The 20,696-nt window shown below is 66.3% G+C and carries 18 protein-coding genes and 1 tRNA gene; 9 read left to right on the top strand and 10 right to left on the bottom strand.

The window, feature by feature from the left end; translation table 11 throughout:
• The first annotated feature begins 76 nt into the window (after positions 1 to 76).
• Positions 77 to 3,616, top strand: a complete 3,540-nt coding sequence (gene mobF, locus CIK77_RS05295) for a MobF family relaxase (protein WP_249268562.1) — start codon at positions 77 to 79, stop codon at positions 3,614 to 3,616.
• 13 nt (positions 3,617 to 3,629) lie between these two features.
• On the opposite strand, the gene CIK77_RS05290 is transcribed toward mobF, so the two are convergent.
• Together CIK77_RS05290 and CIK77_RS05285 are read right to left on the bottom strand one after the other, a co-directional pair.
• Positions 3,630 to 4,880 carry an AlbA family DNA-binding domain-containing protein gene (locus CIK77_RS05290; RefSeq protein WP_087054615.1) on the bottom strand — a complete coding sequence of 417 codons (1,251 nt, stop codon included), beginning with the start codon at positions 4,878 to 4,880 and terminating at the stop codon, positions 3,630 to 3,632.
• A 55-nt stretch (positions 4,881 to 4,935) separates the two neighbouring features.
• Positions 4,936 to 5,931 (bottom strand): DNA-processing protein DprA, encoded by a 996-nt coding sequence (locus CIK77_RS05285; RefSeq protein ID WP_087054614.1) that lies wholly within the window; start codon positions 5,929 to 5,931, stop codon positions 4,936 to 4,938.
• A gap of 210 nt (positions 5,932 to 6,141) precedes the next feature.
• On the opposite strand from CIK77_RS05285, the gene CIK77_RS05280 reads away from it, so the two are divergent.
• The gene (locus CIK77_RS05280) at positions 6,142 to 6,513 is read left to right on the top strand and encodes a sulfate permease (RefSeq protein ID WP_087054708.1); all 372 of its coding nucleotides are present in this window, start codon (positions 6,142 to 6,144) and stop codon (positions 6,511 to 6,513) included.
• A gap of 21 nt (positions 6,514 to 6,534) precedes the next feature.
• On the opposite strand, the gene CIK77_RS18320 is transcribed toward CIK77_RS05280, so the two are convergent.
• The 6 genes from CIK77_RS18320 to CIK77_RS05245 form a co-directional block, all read right to left on the bottom strand.
• Complete coding sequence (locus CIK77_RS18320) at positions 6,535 to 6,849, bottom strand: helix-turn-helix transcriptional regulator (RefSeq protein ID WP_087054613.1); 315 nt, start codon at positions 6,847 to 6,849, stop codon at positions 6,535 to 6,537.
• 1,024 nt (positions 6,850 to 7,873) lie between these two features.
• Positions 7,874 to 8,626 (bottom strand): ABC transporter, encoded by a 753-nt coding sequence (locus CIK77_RS05265; protein ID WP_087054611.1) that lies wholly within the window; start codon positions 8,624 to 8,626, stop codon positions 7,874 to 7,876.
• Positions 8,623 to 9,429, bottom strand: coding sequence for an ABC transporter permease (locus CIK77_RS05260; protein WP_087054610.1), 807 nt, complete (start codon positions 9,427 to 9,429; stop codon positions 8,623 to 8,625). The genes CIK77_RS05265 and CIK77_RS05260 overlap by 4 nt, the downstream gene beginning before the upstream one ends.
• Positions 9,426 to 10,139 (bottom strand): ABC transporter ATP-binding protein, encoded by a 714-nt coding sequence (locus CIK77_RS05255; RefSeq protein WP_087054609.1) that lies wholly within the window; start codon positions 10,137 to 10,139, stop codon positions 9,426 to 9,428. Before CIK77_RS05255 ends, CIK77_RS05260 begins: the two co-directional genes overlap by 4 nt.
• A gap of 107 nt (positions 10,140 to 10,246) precedes the next feature.
• A complete protein-coding gene (locus CIK77_RS05250) occupies positions 10,247 to 10,903 on the bottom strand; it encodes a response regulator (protein ID WP_087054608.1) in 657 nt (218 codons plus the stop codon).
• Positions 10,900 to 12,018: a sensor histidine kinase gene (locus tag CIK77_RS05245; RefSeq protein WP_087054607.1), complete on the bottom strand. Its 1,119-nt coding sequence runs from the start codon at positions 12,016 to 12,018 to the stop codon at positions 10,900 to 10,902. Before CIK77_RS05245 ends, CIK77_RS05250 begins: the two co-directional genes overlap by 4 nt.
• A gap of 385 nt (positions 12,019 to 12,403) precedes the next feature.
• Here CIK77_RS05245 and CIK77_RS05240 point away from each other — a divergent pair, with 385 nt between their 5' ends.
• Both CIK77_RS05240 and CIK77_RS05235 read left to right on the top strand, forming a co-directional pair.
• Complete coding sequence (locus CIK77_RS05240; protein ID WP_087054289.1) at positions 12,404 to 13,177, top strand: ABC transporter ATP-binding protein; 774 nt, start codon at positions 12,404 to 12,406, stop codon at positions 13,175 to 13,177.
• The gene (locus CIK77_RS05235; protein ID WP_101601280.1) at positions 13,174 to 14,562 is read left to right on the top strand and encodes an FtsX-like permease family protein; all 1,389 of its coding nucleotides are present in this window, start codon (positions 13,174 to 13,176) and stop codon (positions 14,560 to 14,562) included. The genes CIK77_RS05240 and CIK77_RS05235 overlap by 4 nt, the downstream gene beginning before the upstream one ends.
• Positions 14,563 to 14,765: 203 nt before the next feature.
• On the opposite strand, the gene CIK77_RS05230 is transcribed toward CIK77_RS05235, so the two are convergent.
• Positions 14,766 to 15,407 carry an ATPase, T2SS/T4P/T4SS family gene (locus CIK77_RS05230; protein ID WP_249268687.1) on the bottom strand — a complete coding sequence of 214 codons (642 nt, stop codon included), beginning with the start codon at positions 15,405 to 15,407 and terminating at the stop codon, positions 14,766 to 14,768.
• Positions 15,408 to 15,711: 304 nt separating this feature from the next.
• Here CIK77_RS05230 and erm point away from each other — a divergent pair, with 304 nt between their 5' ends.
• Entirely contained in the window at positions 15,712 to 16,470 is a 759-nt protein-coding gene (erm, locus tag CIK77_RS05225; RefSeq protein WP_087055982.1) for a 23S ribosomal RNA methyltransferase Erm, read from the top strand.
• 5 nt (positions 16,471 to 16,475) lie between these two features.
• Here the strand turns inward: erm and CIK77_RS05220 are convergent, their stop codons facing one another.
• Positions 16,476 to 16,943 carry a low molecular weight protein-tyrosine-phosphatase gene (locus tag CIK77_RS05220; RefSeq protein WP_442923126.1) on the bottom strand — a complete coding sequence of 156 codons (468 nt, stop codon included), beginning with the start codon at positions 16,941 to 16,943 and terminating at the stop codon, positions 16,476 to 16,478.
• Positions 16,944 to 17,009: 66 nt separating this feature from the next.
• Here CIK77_RS05220 and CIK77_RS05215 point away from each other — a divergent pair.
• The 4 genes from CIK77_RS05215 (at position 17,010) to CIK77_RS05195 (ending at position 20,553) form a co-directional block, all read left to right on the top strand.
• A tRNA-Leu gene (locus CIK77_RS05215) sits at positions 17,010 to 17,091 on the top strand.
• 78 nt (positions 17,092 to 17,169) lie between these two features.
• On the top strand, positions 17,170 to 17,484 hold the full coding sequence (locus CIK77_RS05210; RefSeq protein ID WP_114347211.1) for a hypothetical protein: 315 nt from the start codon (positions 17,170 to 17,172) through the stop codon (positions 17,482 to 17,484).
• 296 nt (positions 17,485 to 17,780) lie between these two features.
• A protein-coding gene (locus CIK77_RS05200) for an IS3 family transposase (protein WP_114347209.1) occupies positions 17,781 to 18,973 on the top strand; the annotation gives its coding sequence in 2 pieces (ribosomal slippage) (positions 17,781 to 18,065 and positions 18,068 to 18,973; 1,191 coding nt in all).
• A complete protein-coding gene (locus CIK77_RS05195) occupies positions 18,970 to 20,553 on the top strand; it encodes a recombinase family protein (RefSeq protein ID WP_087053533.1) in 1,584 nt (527 codons plus the stop codon). Before CIK77_RS05200 ends, CIK77_RS05195 begins: the two co-directional genes overlap by 4 nt.
• Positions 20,554 to 20,696: the final 143 nt, after the last annotated feature.

Below are 20,696 nucleotides of genomic sequence, written 5' to 3'. Positions count from 1 at the left end.
AGGTCGCCCGCCCCTGCGGGCGGTCAGTCGCGCACCTCCGCGTTGAGCGGAGGGAGGCTCGGCGGTGACGGTTTCGATGCGTGTGATGAGCGCGGGCGACGGCTACAAGTACCTGCTGCGCACCGTCGCGGCCGGTGATGGTGACCGGTCTCTCTCAACCCCGTTGACGAGGTATTACAACGCCGAGGGCACGCCTCCGGGCCGGTGGCTCGGCGCGGGCGTCGGCGCCCTTGGCGGCGGCAAGATCACGGGGGGCGATCAGGTGTCGGAAGCCCAGCTCCAGCTCCTCGTAGGCATGGGCCGCGACCCGATCATGGGCGCACCGTTGGGTCGCGCGTACCCCGCGTACCGCCCGGTCGCGGAGCGGATCGCTGAGCGGGTGGAAGCTCTTCGCCCTGAGTTGGGGCCGGTCTCGCGCGCGGAGGCCGTGGCCGCGATCGAGGCTGAGGAGGCCGATCGTGGTATGCGGCGGGCGGTTGCGGGCTATGACTTCACGTTCTCGATCCCGAAGTCCGCGAGCGTGTTGTGGGCGGTCGCCGACGCGGGCACGCAGGCCCTGGTCGCGCAGGCCCATCACGCGGCGGTTGCAGAGGTGGTTGCGTTCATGGAACGGGAGGTTGCAGCCACGCGCGCGGGCGCAACCGCACGCAACGGCGCGGTTGCGCAGGTGGATGTTCATGGGCTGATCGCTACCGCCTATGACCACTACGACTCGCGGTCGGGCGACCCGCACTTGCACACGCACGTCGTCATCTCGAACAAGGTGCAGACCGTCCTGGACGGTAAGTGGCGATCGCTCGACGGAAGGCCGATGCACGCGGCGACGGTCGCACTCTCCGAGCTGCACGAGGCGGTGTTCGCAGATCACCTGACCCGGATGTTCGGCGTTGAGTGGGAGGCCCGCGACATGGGCCGGGATCGGAACCCGGCGTGGGCGATCGCCGGGGTGTCGGATGCGCTGGTGGCTGAGTTCTCCACCCGTTCGCGGCACATCGACGCCGAGACGGATCGCCTCATCGACCGCTACGTCGAGGCGCACGGGCGGCGGCCGTCGCCGGCGACGATCATGAAGCTCCGTGCCCAGGCGACGCGCTCGACCAGGCCCGAGAAGGAGGTTCACTCCCTCGCGGAGCTCACCGCCTCCTGGCGGCAGCGCGCCGGCCGCGTGCTCGGTACGGATGCGACCTCCTGGGCGCGTGCGGTTGCGGCGAACGAGGAGCCGCTGCTGCTGCGCGCCGACGATGTGCCGCTGGATGTGATCGCGTCGCTCGGAGGCAGCGTGGTCGAGACGGTCGGTGAGAAGCGGTCCACCTGGCGGCGGTGGAACCTCACCGCTGAGGCGGCCCGGCAGACGATGGGCTACAGGTTCGCCTCGACCGAGGATCGAGAGGCAGTCGTCGGGCTGGTCGTGGACGCGGCCGAGGCTGTGTCGCTGCGGTTGACGCCGCCTGAGCTCGCGTCGAGCCCGGCCGTGTTCCAGCGGCCGGATGGAACCAGCGTGTTCCGGCCGAAGCACTCGACGGTGTTCTCCTCCGAGTTGCTGTTGGCAGCCGAAGATCGCCTCCTCGAGCGCGCTCGCTCCACGACCGGGCCGACCGTGCCGCTTGCGGTCGTGGAGCGGACCGCCGCGAGGCCGGATCGGAAGGGGCACAGGCTTGGCGACGACCAGGCCGCGGCGTTGGTGAAGGTTGCGATCTCGGGCCGCGTCGTCGATGTCCTCGTTGGCCCGGCTGGGGCAGGCAAGACCACCGCCATGTCGGCGTTGCGGCGGGCGTGGGAGCGCGAGCACGGCCCGGGCTCCGTCGTCGGCCTCGCTCCGTCCGCCGTCGCAGCCCAGATCCTCGCCGATGACCTGAACATCCAGACCGAGAACACCGCGAAATGGTGGGAGGTTCACGAGCGCACTGGCGAGACGTTCCAGGCCGGGCAGCTCGTCATCGTGGATGAGGCGTCCCTGGCCGGCACGCTCTCGCTCGACCGCATCACCGCTCTCGCCGTCGAGGCGGGGGCGAAGGTGCTGCTCGTGGGCGACTACGCCCAGCTCCAATCTCCGACCGCGAGCGGTGCGTTCTCGCTGCTCGTCCACGACCGGGACGACGCGCCAGAACTGGTGGACATCCATCGCTTCGCCAACGTGTGGGAGAAGGTCGCCTCGCTCGGCCTGCGGCACGGGCGAACCGAGGTCATCGACACCTACGCGGAGCACGACCGCATCGTCGGCGGAGACACGGAAGCGATGGTCGATGCCGCATACGCTGCCTGGCGTGCGGATCGGGTCGCCGGGCGGGCTAGCGTGCTGGTCACCGACTCGAACGAATCCGTGATGGCCTTGAACCTCCGGGCGCGTACCGATCTGATCCTCGACGGCACGGTGGATGCGCTGCGCGAGGTCGAGCTGCGCGATGGCGCCCGTGCCGCTGCCGGGGATTCGGTCATCACTCGGCGCAACGATCGGCGGCTGCGGGCCGGGCGCGGCTGGGTTCGCAACGGCGACAGGTGGACAGTCGCCGAAGTTCGGGACGACGGCTCCCTCACCGTCCGCCGGGCGGCAAGGCGCTGGGGCGGCTCCGTCGTGCTCCCGGCCGACTATGTGGCCGAGCACCTGGACTTGGGCTACGCGGTGACGTCGTACCGGGCGCAGGGCATCACGGTCGATAGGTCGCACGTCCTGGTCGACGCTGCGATGACCAGGGAGAACTTGTACGTCGCCCTCACCCGAGGCAAGGAAGGAAACTTCGCCTACGTCGCCGTCGACAAACCCGACGACGCCCACGACGGGCCGCACCCCGGCGACAACATCGAGGCCACCGCCAGATCGGTGCTGTTTGGTGTCCTGCAGCACGTCGGCGCTGAACTGTCCGCGCACGAGACGATCACCGCCGAGCATGAGGAATGGAGCTCGATCGCTCAGCTTGCCGCCGAGTACGAGACCTTGGCTGCCGCCGCACAGCACGACCGCTGGGCCGCACTCATCCGCTCCTCTGGCCTCAGCGACGACGACGCAGACGACGCGATCGCTTCACCCGCGTTCGGGGCGCTGACCGCCGAGCTGCGGCGGGCCGAGGCGAACCAGCATCACGTCGACACTCTGCTGCCACGCCTCGTGCGAGCACGCGGGTTCGGGGATGCGGATGATATTGCTGCGGTTCTGCACTACCGGCTCGCCCGAGTCACGGCCCGTCCCGCCGGTTCCGGTCGCACTCGCGAGACGCCGCGATTGATCGCCGGGCTGATTCCCGAGGCGACCGGAACGATGACGCTCGAGATGCGTCGAGCGCTCGCGGAGCGGCGCGACCTCATCGAGACCCGCGCCGGCACCCTTCTCGACACGGCGGTGCGTGACGGCGAGCCGTGGACGGCCGCGCTTGGCCCGCAGCCGAAGGACGGTAGAGGTGCGGCAATCTGGCGGCGCATGGGCATGGTCATTGCCGCCTACCGGGATCGCTACACAGTCAACGAAACCGCCGCGCTCGGCTCCCCGGCGCAAACGGACGCACAGAAGATCGACGCGGCCCGCGCCCGCGCTGCGCTCGACCGGGCACGAGCTCTCACCGCGGCCAGCCGGCACGAGCACCATCGTCCGGCTGCGGCCCGGCCACTGGGCCCGTCACTGTAGCGGACGTGGTCGGTTACTGCGGGTCGTCGCGGTCGGGTGGGTGGATCATGCGGACGTTCGATACGCCGCCCTGGTTCACACAGTCTTGGGCAAGGTCGTGAACATGCCAGTAGTAGTCAAGCGGCGCCTCGATCGCGTTCACGCTCGTCTCGACCGGCGTGTAGTGATGCAGCGGTGTGGAGACGCCGTCGAAGGTCTGCCCGAAGTTGTCAATGGTCAGGATGCTCAACGGTGCTTTGCCAGCCCATTCGATCCCGACGCGCACCTCGTACTCGTCGTTGCCGGTCGCCTCAGCGGTCGCGCGGACAAGTCCCATCAGGTCGGCGATACCGCACTCGATCGCTGCGGACTGCACCTGGAAGCCCTCGAAATGCCCGTCGCTGCTCATCCGGTGCCCGCCGACTGCTGCCGCGACGGTGACCGACCCGTCATGGTGGATTCCCGCCCATGCCTCTCGCCAGATGGAGCGGTCGGTGGTGGTGTTGACGGCGATCCAGCGGCGCAGTCCTGGCCGGGGGTTGTAGTGCTCGACGTTGTCCAGCGGATGCACACCGCCCTTGCCCGCGTAGAACTCGCCCATGCTCTTTGCCTTGGTGAGCACGTCGCGCGCCTGATCGCGAGTCAACCGTTCACTGAGCCGAGGCGCGCGAGGGTGGGCGACGGCGATCAGCCAGGCCCGCTCGTGCGTGTTGCGGCCGCCGGCGGCCTCGGTGAAAAGGGCGTCGAGCGCTTCGGTGGCGTGGCGGCGTTCATCGAAGCGTGCCCGGTACATGGCCTCGATCTGGCGTTCTTTCATCCACACCGTGTCGGCGTCGTTGCGTACGGGCGCACCGAAGTAGTCGTTGCGGTAGATTAAGTGCGGCCCGTCAACGCTGGCTGGCACCTCTACCACAACCGCGCGGTTGCCCTCCGCGCCGAGGCGATGCACGACCAGTCCGAACACCGGCGGCGAGATAGCGGTGATCGCCGCTGACCGCAGCGACCGTTCGTAGGCTTCATCGAACTCCCCGACATCGACCCGGCTGACGGCGGCCTTCTGAGATTCGCGCACACCGTAGACGATGACACCGCCGCCGCTGTTCGCCATTGCCGCGACATCCTTGGGGAAATCGGTCTGCGGCAGTCCTTTCGCTGGCGGCAGCTCCGACTTCCAATCCAGATCGTTCGTCTCCACCGCCCCGGCAGTCACCGCGGCATCCAGCAGCTCATCTGTCACGGGCCCCGGAGCGACCCCGAGGACGCGATGCAGAGCGGTAAAAGCCATACTCCCAGAGTAGAGAACAGTGCCGACAAACTCCGGCCCAGCCGGAGCAGTGTTGCTACAAGGTGCGGCCGGGCAGCGGCACGGAGCGCGCCATGCCAGCGTCGCGGTCGAACGCTCGGCCCTGGTCGCGGGCGGGCGGTTCGATCAGGGCGCTAAGGTCCGTGGAATCCGTCACGAGCGACGCGATTCGTTCACGGAGAATGCGGTGAGTGCCCCCGCTGGCGGCACTGGTGACCGGCCCAGGAACCGCGCCGATCGGGCGACCGAGCTGAGCCGCACGGGCGACGACAGTCAGCGCCCCGGACCGGTACCCGGCCTCCACAATCACGGTCGCAGCCGAGACAGCCGCGAGGATACGGCTACGAGCAAGGAACCTCCACCGAGTCGGTGCCGAGCCTGGAGCCATCTCCCCCACCAGCAGTCCCACGTCCCCTACCCGTCCCAGCAGTTCCTGATTCCCGGCTGGGTACAGACGGTCAAGCCCGCCCGCAAGCACCGCGACGGTCTGCCCGCCGACCGACAACGCTGAAGCGTGGGCGGTACGGTCGATGCCGTAAGCGCCGCCGGATACGATCACGCGCTCTGCCGCGGCCTGCGCTGCGGCGAGCTCGGAAGTAACATGCTCGCCGTAACCGGTCGCCGCACGGGCGCCCGTGATCGTCACACGGTCCCGTAGGTCTCCCGCAAGCAGGGAGGTTGCCCCGCGCACCCAAAGCGCGGTCGGCGCGCGATCGCCGAGATCGTCCAGCCCGCTCGGCCAATCATGGTCCTCGGGGATAAGAACACCCAGCCCGAGTCGATCCGTATCGGCAACGACTCGTTCGACCAATCGGGCATCCAGACGCGGCGCGGCCTTCTGCCGCCACAGCCCGCCCTCGACCGCATCAACCGATGTCGGCAACGGGGCCGCGGTCGACAGCAACCGGACCGTCTCGACAGCGCCGACAGCGGCGATCAGCCTCCCCGTCAGCGCGTCGTCCGGTTCCAGCGTCGAGGCCAGAACGATCCGCGCGGAACGCTCGTCCTTGGCGAGAGAAGTGATCGTGACCATGCCGGGCTCCCATCAATATGTGCCAGGCAGGTGCGCCACCAGGATCGGTGACCAGCGGCGCACCTCTTACAAATGTCCGGGCAACGGCGTATCCTGAACGAGAGGCAGCGTTTCCACTCTCTGCGGGTCCTCCGGGACAGTCCCTTCGGGGCCACTCATCATGTTTCTGCCTCCTCGACGGAGCAACACGTCTTGATGAGAGGCCCGACCATGATCCGACTGCTCTGGGCACTGAGCACCCGCATCCGGTACTACCTGCGCCGGTACATGCCCACCAACATCGCCCTCGACGCGATCCGCACCCGCCGCGGCCTCAAATGGGGCATCCCCGCGATGCTCCTCGCCGCCCCATACCTCCTCGCCGCGACCTACTTCCGCAGCCTCATCGAACACGGCGGCCCCGGCTGGCTCCACCTGCTTGCACTCCTGTGCTGCTGGAACGCCCTCAAGCTCATCGTCATAGGCCCGGCCAGTGTGGCCCTGCTCATCCGCGCCGTTGCCCACGAGGCCACCGAGCGCCGCCGCGTGCGACGACAGAGCAACGCAATGAATTCCGCGAGTTACGCGAGCATCGGAGCATGAAGAAGTAGCAGACATCGACATTCACCAGGGCGATGAACGTGCCGCTTTTCGGAACTCGCTCGGAGTGATGCCGTAGATGTGCTTCATCATCTTTGCCGCGTGGTCCGCATCATGCCAGCCGACAGCCGCAGCGCACTCTTGAACGGTCCAGTTCGTCGTCTGGAGCAGTTCGGCGAGCCCTTCTACGCGAAGTCGCGCCAGTAACCGCATCGGTGACACACCGTACGCTGAGTTGAATGCGCGCGTGAGCTGCGAGGTAGAGAGGTTCGCTTGACGACTCAGCCTCGCCATTGACCAGGGTCGCGCAAGGTCGCGTCGGAACGCGGCGACGATCACCCGAACCTCTCTCCTCGGAATCGCCAAAGCCGTCGGTGTGACCACACCGGTTAGCCTGTCCAGGAATCGCAGCGAAGCGCCCCGAAGCGTGAACCCCCGCTGAACTGTCGTGATTCGCGATCGCACGCGCTTGTGAGGTAATCGCTCGACGTTCCGCAGGTGACGGGCGAAGAGCGAGAATCTGGCCCGCCCCTTGAGCGGCCGCGTTGAACGTACTCGCTATCGGCGTTGACAGTCGTGCCCAAGCAATCTGTTGTTGCAGAAACTCGGGATCAACGTAGAGAGTAACCGTTTCGACCTCGGTCAAAGGCTCACCTCCGACAAGTGCTCCTGTCGGCGGCACCGCTCCGTCTCCTTCTGCGAGCGAGACGGAGCGTCCTCGATGAGTCAGGTTCGTCCAGCCAGCCGTGACTACCAAGACTTTCGTTAGGGGCAAGGCGACTGGATTCACTACTGCATCGTGAAGTACTCGGCACACCCGAAACGGAACACGGTCACGCAGCCCTTCCATCGTTGAACGGTCCGAATCCATTGCGCTACAGCGAGACCAACAAAAGGTCTCAGCGGGGCATCTCGGCCGGTACAACCATCGGGCTTGCGGGCGCTTCTCGTGCAATCTCTTGCCTGATAGCTACCACCGCGTCGCTCGCAGTGACCTCGATGGCCGCCATTGCTTCCCGGCGTTGTATCTCCGAGACAGCCTCTGGTAGGTGCGCGCGGGCAGCCAGGAGGACCGCGCCAAGGGCGTCTGCGATCCGCTCCTCGTGCCTGAACCTCTGCTGCTGAGCACGAGCACGGCGCAACAGTATGACTCCGATCGCGAGTGCACTAAGCGCAGCGCACGTTGCGATCAGTAGCACTCTGGGTGGCATGTTCTCGCCGCTTCTAGCTGCCGAGGGCGAGGAATGCGATTGCGGCGAGGACGACGACTGCGCCGACGATGATCCAGATGATGGTACTGCGCTTCTTCTGCATGGTGCGGGGTTCCTTCCAGGTGGTTCGGCGTGGTGCGGGTTTCATGAGGTCAGGCATCGCGGCGGAGTAGCGCGATCGTGTAGGCGACGACCGAGAGCACAGCCCAACCGACGAGCACACCCGCGGCGATCACGGGCGGGAGTTCGGTGACGTCGTAACCGGGTGTTCCGACGAGGCTGAGGCTGGCCTGGTCGGGGAGGAAGCGGATGCCGTCGGGCCATTGCAGGATGCCAGTGGCGACCACGACGGGCAGGGCGATCATGATCGCCAAGGGCGCAATGGTGTTTCGGAGGACTCCCGCGAGCCCGAAGGCGATGAGCGACATCAGCACATACACCGCCACCCATTGCACGCAGTTCAGCGCGAGCTCGGCCGGGTCCAGGCCGGACGCGATTCCGATGACGAGACGCGCCGGGACGATCGCGATGACAGCGGCTGCGAGGCACACGGTGGTCGTCGCGGTCAGTTTTGCGGGCGCGAAAGTTCCGCGACGTGGCGTGGCGGTGAGACTCATGCGGAGCTGTCCGCCGTGGTGTTCGGTTGCGGCTGCCCAGACCGGGATGACGAGGAATGCGTAGAGCGGTGCAAGCATCACCATGCCGAACGAGGACAGCCGCGCCGGGCCTGCCCCGGTGTAGAAGATCAGCCCGGATGCGTCGATGACTGCCAGGAAGAGGTTCACGACGAGCGTGATGGCGAGCATTATGACGGTTGCGGGGTGGGTGATGATCTTCGTGATCTCCGAACCGATCACGTCACGACGACGAATCACGGGATCGGCAGAGAGGACCTTCGCGCTCATCGGGCATCCCTCCGCCGGATCAGGACCAGCGCGACCACCGAGGTGATGGCGGCCCAGCCGGTGAGGACGAGCGCGCCCTGTAGTTCGGTTCCAGTCAGTGGCACCGGGAGAATCGCGGCGTCTTGGAACATGAGGTTGCGGGCGGCGCTCAACGGAAGGAACGCATCAACGGCGGGGGCGATCAGCGCAACGACCTGCGCGAAGGTCAGGGTGATGAGCACGATGGACACGATGATCCCGGAGAGCGTCCGCCGTGTGACGAGAGTGATCGCGGCTCCGGTGAGCGTGATCGTCACCATGTACAGGAGCACGCGCCCTGCTTCCTGCAACGTCTGCGCACTCCACAGCACATCGGGGTCCCAGTCCTTGACCGCGAGGTACATCAGCACCAGGGCGGCGGCGATGAACACGATGGCGAGGCCCGCCGCATACAGGCCCACGGCGAACACCTTGCTGAGCACGAACCGGGTACGGTTCGGCACCGCGACCAGGCTCAGCCCGAGCTGCCCGGCCTTGAACTCGGAACCGGCGATGACCGCGCCGAGCACGGGAAGCAGCAGCCCGGCGTTCATCACGGCCGTGCCGATCGAACCGCGTATCTGCGAAGCGACCTCCACGACACCCAGGCCGATATCGGCGGTCCCGTCAGGGCGCACGTTCGCAATCATGCTGACGTGATCGGCGTGGAGGCTCTGCTGCATGTAGATGAACAGCAGCACGATGACGCCGGTGACCAGCCAGACACCAGGGAGGGTGAGGAACTTAGTGAACTCGGAGCGGATGACGCTGAACATTCCGCTCACCAGCTCTGCCCAGGCTCGCTGCCGGTGAGCGCGAAGAACGCGTCTTCAAGTGACGCGTGCCCTTCGGTGATCTCATCGAGGGTGCCGTCGGCGATGATCCGGCCCTTGTTGATGATGACAATGTCATCCACGGTCTCCGCGGTCTCACCCATCAGGTGACTGGACAACAGCACCGTGTTGCCCTGGTCCGCGTAGCGGCGCAGGAAAGTGCGGATCGTGCGAATGCCCTCCGGGTCAAGACCATTCACCGGCTCATCGAGCACAAGGATGCGCGGCTCACCCAACAGGGCGGCGGCAAGCCCAAGGCGCTGCTTCATCCCGAGCGAGTACTTCCGTACCCGGACCTTCGCCGCATCGGTCAGCCCGACCGTTTCCAGGACCTCACCGATCCGCTGCGCCGGGATGCGATTGGACTGCGCGATCCACCGCAGATGGTCCACCCCGCGACGCTCGGGCACCGCGGATGCCCCGTCGAGCATCGCACCCACCGTGCGCAGCGGCTGCGCCAACGTGGCATACGGTTTCCCGTCGATCCGAGCTGTGCCCGACGTCGCCCGGTCAAGACCCAGCAGAATGCGCAACGTGCTGGACTTCCCGGCCCCGTTCGGGCCGAGAAACCCGGTCACCCGGCCTGGCCTCGCGGTGAAAGTCACCTGGTCGACGGCGGTCTTGGGACCATACTTCTTCGATACGTCGGATATCTCGATCACGCGGTACTGCTCCTCACGGCCGTCGGCAACTCTGTGGTTACCTCCACCGTGACGTGTCAGCGCCCGCGATTGTGACCCCCGGAAGTGGACACTTACCGGAGATCGGGTCAGCGAGGCGCGTGCAGCAGCCCGGCCTCATGAGCGAGCACCGCCAACTGGGTGCGGTCGCTCACGTCAAGTTTCTGGAACAGCCGCTTCACATACGTCTTGACCGTCTCCACACTCAGATGCAGCTCGCCAGCGATCCGCTGATTCGAGTGCCCCCGGGCGATCAAGCGGATCAACTGCAACTCCCGGTCGCTCAACTGCGTGTCCGCGAACGCGTGCGGGCTCTGCCGGGGACGGGCGCTGAACTGATCCACCAGACGAGCGGTGACCTCAGGCGCCAGGGAGCTATGCCCTGCGTGCACCGCGCGCACCGCCGCCAGCACCTCCTGAGCGGAAGCATTCTTGAGCAGGAATCCCGCCGCACCCTGCCGCAGCGCCTCGCTGACGTACTCATCCAGGTCAAACGTCGTGAGCATGATGATCCGTGTGCCAAGCCCCACTGCACCGCGCACCACGTCCAGGCCCGACCCGTCCGGCATCTGCACATCCACCAACGCCACATCCGGCCGCAACGCCGCCATCAGACGAAGAGCATCCGCGCCGGTGCCCGCCTCGCCTGCGACGCGGAAGCCGTCGGTGCCGTCGAACAGACGCCGGTAGACACGACGAAAGTCAGCATCATCATCGGCCAGGAGAACCGTGATCGGCGCGCTCATCCACCCTCTCCTAGCGGCAAGGTCGCCAGGAGCCGGGTTCCACCTTCCAGCCGGTTCGTCACCGTCACGGAGCCACCGACCGCGCCCACTCGCTCCCGCATGCCCGTCAATCCCATGCCGGGTTGATACCCGGCCGAGAGTCCGACCCCATCGTCATCGACGCGCACCCGTACGCTCTCGTCCTCATGCCAGACTGCGACCTCGCAGCGCTCCGCATTGGCATGGCGCACGACATTACTCAACGCCTCCTGCACCACCCGCGACAACACTCGACAGGTCGCTTCGGGCAGACCCGTCGCGTCAAGCCGGGTATCGACCTCAAGCCCGCTGACCCGCGCGGCAGTCACGAGCTGCTGAATCGGCATCGCACTACCCGCGTCCGGCTCCCCGTCCCGGAGCGCACGCACAAGCGCCTGCACCTCTTCCAGTGCGCCGCGAGCGCGTTGCTCAATATCGCCCAAGCTCTCCCTCAACTCCGCCTCACCGACACCAGGAAGACTTCGAGAAACCTCCGCTTCCGCGCTGATCACACTCAGCGCATGACCCACCACGTCATGAACATCACGCGCCATCGCCGCCTGATGCACCGCACGCTCCCACGCAGCCCGCCGATCAGCAGACTCCCGCACAGCCTCCAGCCGCTTCGCTTCGGCCTGACCCAACAGCCACACCGCACCAATCGCAACGGCGGCGAAGATGATCCGCTGATCCACACCCGCAGCAGACGGCGGAGCGCCATAAGTAAGCGAGACCAAGATCATCACGACGACAGCCGCACCACCAATAGCCGGCGACCGACGCCCACGACGCAGCGCAAGCGGGTACAGGCACCACGCGACAGCAAGCATTGGATCAGAACTCACCTGCAGAAACCAGGCACCGCCGGTCGCAACGAGCGCGGCCACGGGAGCGACGCTCGGCAACCGCCAGCGGACCATCACCGAAGCAGCCACCATAAGCGCCAACACCACCCCAGCGGCGGTCAGCCATACCTCAGAAGCCGACAACAGTTGTGGCACCCAGAACACCACGACCAGCACGAGCGCGGCCACCGAGTCCCCGACCCAGGACGAACGCGAGTGCTTCTGAACCGCCCTCGCTTCGACCTCGCTCATGACTCCATCTCACCACGCGAAGATGACCTGAACCGGAGAACCATGGCATCTGCCACGTCATCTGAGCCTCCCGGCTGTGCGATATCCGCCGCCGCTAGCGAGTGGTCGCGACGTCAGAGATTGCATGTGGTATTCGCTGCAATGCCACCTACATTTTCACTCCAGGATCTCCACCCTGACCAGGAATTTCACCCCTCGATGCAAGCCCATCTCTACGGCCGTAACCTGCGTGCAGTCAGAAGAACAGAAGGGGTTAGGGGTGCAAGCGGGGTGAGCCGGTTGATCGCTTGAGGGGGTAGGGGTTTCCGTAGTTGGAAGCGGGGGCTGTCTGGAGAATCGTGAGGGCTTTCAGCGGGCGCGGGTAAGGATGGGCTTAGATTGCTGTATGAGCCTTCCTGTTCCGAATGCATCCGATGCATCGCCGCTGGTCGCGTGCGTGAATCTTGAGAAGACGTTTGAGACGGTGAAGGGGCAGCCGCCCGTGGCGGTGCTGCGCAACGTATCGCTCCAAGTGAACCCCGGTGAGATGGTCGCGATCGTGGGGCCATCAGGTTCGGGGAAGTCCACGCTGCTGTACTGCCTGGCAGGGCTGGAACCGGCATCGGCTGGCGGGGTGAGTATGTTCGGGCAGAGCATCGCGGCGCTGAGCCGAAACGCTTTGGCGAAGATGCGTCGGGATCGTGTGGGGTTCATCTTCCAGTCCTACAATCTGGTGCCGTCGCTCACCGCGATGGAGAACGCGGCACTTCCTGCACGGATCGCTCGTAAGCGGGGCGCGGCAGCCGATGCAAGCGCCGCAGTTGACGCGGTCGGGCTCACGGAGCGAGCCGGGTTCTTGCCGAGCAAGCTCTCTGGCGGTCAGCAGCAGCGTGTCGCTATCGCACGGGTGCTCGCGTCAGGCGCTTCGCTCGTGTTCGCTGACGAGCCGACCGGGGCGCTCGATACTACGACCGGGGCGCAAGTGCTTTCCCTGTTGCGCGAGACAGCTTCCGGAGCGCGCAGCGTGGTACTGGTCACGCATGACCTCGAAGCGGCCGCACGCGCCGATCGGGTGCTCGTGCTGCGCGATGGTTCCATCCACGCGGAGCTTCATAAGCCGAGCGCGCAGGCAGTGCTGGACGCGGTGCGCGCCGCAGGAGAGGAATCGCTGGCCGCATGATCGCGATCGTCGCCGCCAAGGAACTCGTGCGGGAATGGAGACTCTGGATCGGCGGTCTTCTCATGATCGCCGTGGCGACGATGGTGCTGTCCGCTGTCATATCCCAGTTTGAGACGGCGGCGACCCTCAGCCCAGCCGATGGTGATTCGCTGGTGTCGATGACGCAGGGCACGATCCTGTTCACGGTGCTTGCCGCAGTCGCGGTCACCGGAGCGACGACGAATCTTGCGATCAGTTCGGGCAGGCGCGGCTACGCGCTTCTGCAACTGGCTGGAATCCTCCCGCGTCAAGTGACCTTGGTCGTGCTGATCCAGCTTTGCCTGCTCGCCCTCACCGGTACGGGTGCCGGGCTGATCCTTGGACGGTTGACGGCGGGAGTGTTCCTCTCCCTCGCTGGGCAGCAAGCTTCCCTGCGGAACCTCCCCGTTGTGTTCGGTGCCAGCACGGTGGCATGGACGGTTGGGATTGCTCTGACGCTCGTGATCGTCTCGGGACTGCGCGGTGCGTTCCGCGCGGGACGGGTGCCCGCGATCGAAGCCGTGAGAGAGCCCGAGGAGCCCCGCGCGCGCCTCGCCGTGATGCGCTGGATCGGGGTAGGAGTGGCGACGCTCGCCACAGTGATTCTCGGCATCAACGTGATCGCCGCCCCCCTGATCGCAAGGATGGTGACTGATGATCCTGATGGGAGTATGGGCATCGCGGGCATCGTCAGCGGGGCACAACTGTTCAGCATCGCCCTCACCGCCCTGATCGCCGCGCTCGGGCCCTTCGTCTACCCGCTCATCCTCCGCGCCTGGACAGCGATCATCCCAGCCTCCTGGTCACCGGCCTGGTTCCTCGCCCGCACAGGATGCCGGTACCGCCTCACGCAGAGCACCGCAGCGGTCACCCCGCTCATGGTCGGCATCGCCCTTACCGGCAGCCTGTACACGCTGTTCATGACCGCCGGAACTACGCTCGAAGGCGGCGGAACCCAGAACATGACCATCAACCATGCGTCGATCTTCACCATCATCGGCCCCGCACTTCTGATCGCCGCGCTCGGCGCGGCAGCGGTGATCTTCATGACCGGACGCACCCGCGACCGAAACAACGCGCTCATCGAAACTGGTGGCGGAACCCTCGCTACCACGACGCTCAGCGCAGCTTTCGAGACCATCATCTACGTCGGCACAGCGTTCCTCACCGGAGCACTCGTCTACGGCGCGGTCGGACTCGTCGCGACGGCCGCACTGATGCAGGTCAGCGACACCGCCACCCCGGTGTATGGGGTCGGCATCTCTAGTCTTGTCGCCGTCGCTGGACTCCTCGTCGTCGGAATCGCGACCATCACCCCAGCACTCACGGCTCGACGCCACACAATCCCCGCACTCCTCGCCCATTAACTCACATACGCAATCAGTGCGGCCGCCAGAAGTGCTAACGAAAGCGCTAAGCAACCTGTAGGTCAGGGTATCGCGGTGAAGTTATCCACAGGTCACATGTCCTAGATCGTTGATTTCATGCGGCACAACGCTCACCCCGGTATCGCGGCGCGATGGGGTCGAGGTCAGTCCAACGCCCCCGTCGCTGATGCTCGGTAGTGGCGTCAGAGATTGCATGTGGTATTACCGGCGTGCGTCGCGCCGGACACGATGATGCTGCGGCCTGCGGCCATGGCCTCACGCAGCAGCGAGGCGGCTTCGATGTCGACCGAGCCCGCGTGCACGAGATCCTCGAGGCTGCGGTAGGACGGCAGGAAGCGCCGGATGTTGACCAGCCAGTTCTTCCTGGATACGTCCGGAATGACGACGTGAAGCCGTGAACCATCGGGAAGCGAGGCGTCGACGAGAGGCTGGCTGAGGTCGACCCGTCGACCGGCGGAATGCAGCATGCGTTCGACCAGCTCGCGCACCTCGTTCTCGCTCAGGCGCAGCGGCACGCGCTCGCTGCGCCCGTCGCGCGCCACATAGATCCGGTCTGCCGCATTGATCCACAGCTCCTCGACGGTGTCGTCGGTGAGATAGGGCTCGAGCGGCCCGTACCCCGACAGCGCCGCGAGCACCTCCCGTTCGCACTCCGTCTCGTCATCGATGGGTGCGAACCCGCGTGCCGAGGCGATGTCGTTGTGGCGGCGCACCTCGACGCGGACCAGACGCCTGGTCGATTCCCCGTCGCGCGACGGATCGATGCTCTCGGCACGCAGACGCGCCCGGATGCGATCGGTCAGGTCAGCAGGAACAGCGCTCACGCCTTCCTGTCTACTTCAGATCGTGTCGACCCTGCAGAAATTATCCACAGGCAGGCCGCGCGCCGCTCTCGCCGGATCACGGCGTGGTCACGTGATAGCCTGCCCGCATGGGAAGTCTGATCTGCACGTCGCTGATGGCGTGTGACCGCATGGTTCGCGACCGCCGCGCCTGACGGCGCGCTCGCTTACCCCTCTTATCGCGCGCCGTCCATCCGAGATTCCACTGCGCCTCGGATCGGCGACTTCTCGCATTCTGCGCTCGCCCTGTCTCGAGGCGCTCCAACTTCTCTTCTTGGAGCGCGACTTGCCTCGTTCTGCCTCTGGCGGCCGACACGAACTCGGCCAGAACTTCCTTCACCACCGCCCCACTCTGCACCGCATCACGTCGCTGGTCTCCGACACGTCCGGCGCCATACTCGAGCTCGGCGCCGGTGACGGCGCGCTCACCGCGCGCCTCGCTCGGCTGAACCGCCCCGTCACGGCGATCGACATCGACGAGCATCGCGTCGCCCGGCTGCGCACGTCACTGCCAGGTGTCCGTGTGCACCACGCAGATGTGCTCACGCACCCGCTCGCCGACCCGGTGATCGTCGGAAACCTGCCGTTCCATCTGACGACGCCGATCTTCCGTCGGCTGCTCGGCCGCCGGTCGTGGCGAACGGCGATCCTGCTGACCCAGTGGGAGGTCGCTCGCAAACGCGCAGGAGTCGGCGGAGGCACGATGATGACCGCGCAGTCCGCGCCCTGGTTCGCATTCGACCTCGCAGGACGCGTGCCGTCGTGGGGTTTTGCTCCTCAGCCGAGTGTGGACGGGGGCATCCTCCGGATCTCCCGACGCGACGAACCGCTGGTGCCCGACAGCGATCGCACCGCGTACACGTCGTTCGTCAGCAACGTGTTCACGGGCAGGGGCGGTTCGCTCACCGCGCTCATCTCGCGTGCCGCCCGTGTCGACCGGAACCGCACCAAACGCGCGCTGCGCGATGCGGGCGTGCACGGCGACGGGCGCCCGCGCGACCTGCGCCCCGAGCACTGGGCGGCGCTGTGGCGCAGGCTGCGGTGATCGCCTTACGTCCGCGAAGCGCGGATCGTGTCGACGATCTGCGGTGCGGCGGCTTCGATGAGATCGAGTGTCTCTTCGAAGCCGTCGCGGTCGCCGAACCACGGGTCGGAGACGTCGGCATCATCTGCACCCGGCACGAACTCCATCCAGAGCCGCGTCCGTGCCGGATCAGCACCGCGGCGGATCAGCGCGTCGCGGTGCTGTCGGGTCATCGCCAGGATCAGGTCGCCGGAGACGTCGTCCGTGTCGCCGACCCAGCGCGCCGTCCGCCGCGGCACCTCGTACCCGCGAGCCGCCAGCGCTTCGGCTGCACGCGGGTCGATCGGGTTGCCCAGCTCCTCCGAGCTGATTCCGGATGAGACGACATCCGCATCGATCTCGCCCTCAGCCAGGCGCTCTCGCAGGACCACCTCCCCCATCGGCGAACGGCAGATGTTCCCTGTGCAGACCACGATGACCTTCGAAATGCTCACGAGCATCAGCCTACGAGTGCGGGACGCCCCGTAGGTGCCTTGGACGGCCCCATAGAATGGATCCGCGCGGGCGTGGTGGAACTGGTAGACACGCAGGATTTAGGTTCCTGTGCTTCACGGCGTGCGGGTTCGAGTCCCGCCGCCCGCACTCAATGAGCGATGTTGTAACCCGGGCCTGAGGAAACAGGTCTTGGGTTACAACATCGCTCTTCTCGTCTGAGGCCGTGTGTGCTTCGGCCCAGGTGATGGCTTGCTGCTTCGTGGTGTCGTCGAGGATGGTGGCGAAGGGCGCGGCGGTGTCGGCGGTGAGTGTGTCGCCCTCGTTGAGGTAGATGCGGGTGAAGAAGGTCTGGTTCGCGAGGCGCTTGTTCTGCTCGTCGCACCGCTCATACATGCGTGCGAAGTCGCGTGCGAGGTCGAGGGCTCCGTCGATGAGGTCGCGGGCTCCTTGGTAGTCGTTGTGGTGTTCGGCGATCTGCGCTTCGATGCCCTCGAGCTCGGCGCGCAGCCGGGTCTGGAACTTCCCCAGCTGGTCCAGTGACAGTGCGTCGGCGAGGTGGGCTTCGAGGAGCTTGTCCTGCTCGGTGAGGATCTGTTTGCGGCGGTCGGTGAGGTCTCGGATGGACTGGTTCGTGCCCGCGGTGAGCTGGTCGAATTCGTGGGTGAGCATGCCCCGGAGTGCGTCGGTCATGGCTGGGGTGAGGGTGATGCGCTGGTAGTAGTCGGCGACGAGCTTCTCGACCCGGCCTGCGGGGGCGTAGGGCATGTGGGTCTGCTGCACGGATAGGTGACATCTGAGGTGGCTAGCCCGGAGGGCTGGCCTGGGAGGATGTCATTATGCCCAAGCCGTTTCCGAAGGAGTTCCGTGAAGACGTCGTCCGGGTCGCGCAGCAGCGTGATCCCGAGGTCACGCTCGCGCAGATCGCGGAAGACTTCGGTGTTCATGTCGGGACGCTGGATAAGTGGATGCGTCAAGCGCGCATCGAGGGCGGTGAGCAGCCGGGTGTGAGGCGTGCGGAGAGCGATGAGGTGCGTGCGCTGCGTAAGCGCAACCGGCTCCTGGAACAGGAGAACGAGGTGCTCCGCCGTGCTGCGGCGTATTTCGCGCAGGCGCATCTGCCGGGAAAAGGTACTACCCGCTCGTGACAGAGCTCGCCGCTGACGGGATTCCCGTCACGGTGACGTGCCGGGTTCTCATGCTCTCTCGACAGCCCTACTACCGGTGGCTGAAGCGACCGGTCACCGATGCCGAGATCGTGGAGGCGTATCGCGCGAACGCGCTGTTCGACGCGCACCAGGACGACCCCGAGTTCGGGCATCGACTCCTCGCCGACCAGGCCCGTCAGGAAGGTGAATCGATGACGGACCGGACGGCGTGGCGGATCACGTCAGCGAACGGCTGGTGGAGCGTGTTCGGGAAGAACAAGGGCAACAACGGCAAGCGGCCAGGGCCTGCCGTTCACGACGATCTGTGCACTGTCACCGACGCGGACGGGAGGGTCCGGCACGAGTTCACCGCCGATGGCCCGAACCAGCTCTGGTTGACCGACATAACCGAGCACAAGACTGCTGAGGGAAAGCTCTATCTCTGCGCGGTCAAGGACGTGTTCGGGAACAAGATCGTCGGGTACTCGATCGGCTCGAGAATGAAATCCAGCCTGGCCGTGAGAGCACTCGAGAACGCCGTCGCCCTGCGCGGCGACGTCGCCGGCTGCGTGGTTCATAGCGACCGCGGGTCGCAATTTCGAAGCCGGAAGTTCCTGCGCGCTCTGACCCGTAACAGGATGGTCGGATCCATGGGGAGAGTGGCTGCGGCTGGCGATAACGCGGCCATGGAGAGCTTCTTTGCCCTGCTGCAGAAGAACGTCCTTAACCGCCGACACTGGGCCACTCGCGAGCAGCTACGCATCGCGATCGTGACCTGGATCGAGCGCACCTATCATCGCCGGCGCAGGCAGACCGCCCTGGGACGTTTGACGCCCGTTGAATTCGAGACCATCATGAACACGACCGTTGCACTGGCGGCGTGACTAGAACCGTCACCTATCCGTGCAGCAGACCCACGGGATCAGCATCGTCACCGCGGGCGGTGGTGTATGTGCGGATCAGTGATGACCCGGAGGGTAGCGAGCGTGGGGTGGATCGGCAGGAGGCGGACTGCCGCGCCTACGCCGCCGCTCACGGCTGGGAAGTCGCGGGAGTGTTCCGGGAGAACGACACATCGGCGTTCAAACAGCGCACGATCACCTTGCCCTCGGGTGAGCGGGTGCGGCGAGTGATCCGCCCGCAGTTCCGCGCTATGCTCAAACACCTCGCAGACGGGCAAGCGCAGGCGATGGTCGCCTACGACCTGGATCGGGCGGTGCGCGACCCGCGCGACCTGGAAGACCTCATCGACGCCAAGGTGCTCGGTGGGTTCGGGGTTCGCTCGGTGACTGGCTCGCTGCGCCTGGACACGGATTCCGATGTAGCGATGGCCAGGGTGCTGGTGGCGATGGCGAACAAGTCCAGTGCGGACACCGCCCGCCGGGTCGCTCGTGCAGCGAAGCAGCAGGCCATTGAGGGCGCGTGGCATGGGGGCAGGGTGCCGTTCGGCTACCGCGCCAAAGCTGGCGTCCTCGTCATCGACCCGGTGACCGGGCCGATGGTGGCCGAGGCCATGCAGCGCGTGCTGGCGGGCGAGTCGCTATACCGGATTCGCAAGGACTGGAACGAACGCGGCGTGCTCACCACCCACGGATGCGCGTGGTCGGACAGGACACTCAAACTGATGCTGCGCAACCCCTCCACCAAGGGAGTGCGCGAGTACCGGCCGATCCTGCCAGACGGCACCCGCTCCAAGACCTCGCTGATGCAGGTGGAGGCGGCGTGGCCTGCGATCGTGGATAAAGACACCTGGCAGCAGGTCTCCGACGTGCTCGACGCGCGGAAGAAGGCCCGGAACTTCCATCAACCCGGCAGCGGGGTCGCGAAGCGGATGTATCCGTTCTCAGGGCTGATCCGCTGCTCTGCTTGCGGAACGGCGATGCTCCACCGAGGCGACGTGTACCAGTGCATCCAGCCAACACGCGGCGGGTGCCACCGCTCGATCCGCTCCGCCGAAGTGTCGAAGCTCGTGGAGGAAGCGGTGTTGGCGACGTTCGAGCAGATCACCCTCAATCCCATGACGCGTACGAGACCGAGCGCGGACGCGGGGGTGCGCGTCGGGCTGACCGCGAAGCTCGACGCTGACCGGGAGCGCCTGGCGCGGTTGGACGATGACCATTACGACGGGCTGATCGACAAGGCCATGTGGGTGCGGCAGCGGGCTCGGATCGCTGAGCGGATCGAGGCCACGCGCCGCGAGTACGCCGCCGCCCTGCCCGAGCACACGGGGCCGGGTATCGACATGACCACCGTCGCTGCCGAATGGAAGGGCCGCACGCCGATGTGGCAGTACCAGACCACCAGCCTGATCTTGCAAGCTGTGCTCGTCCACGCGCACCCCGACGACATGATGACCGCCGTGCCCAAGCGCCGCAACGAGACCACCGAGGCGTTCCACGCCCGCCGTGACGCGCACCGCGCCGACGTTCTCGCCCGCCGGGTCGAGTTCATCTGGCGCGCCTGAACAGCCCCCGGGTGCAGTCGGCCCCGCGTCCTGACCGTCACCAGCGGTTCAGGGCGCGGGGCCTTCGCGCATCACGGTCGCTGCCTGTCTCGTGGACCTGGGCGCGCCGCACAGCTCCCGCAGCTCGGACAGCACCGCCGGGT

It is taken from the genome of Microbacterium sp. JB110 (assembly GCF_003335195.1).
Classification (GTDB): domain Bacteria; phylum Actinomycetota; class Actinomycetes; order Actinomycetales; family Microbacteriaceae; genus Microbacterium.
This window is presented reverse-complemented; position numbering and strand designations above follow the sequence as displayed.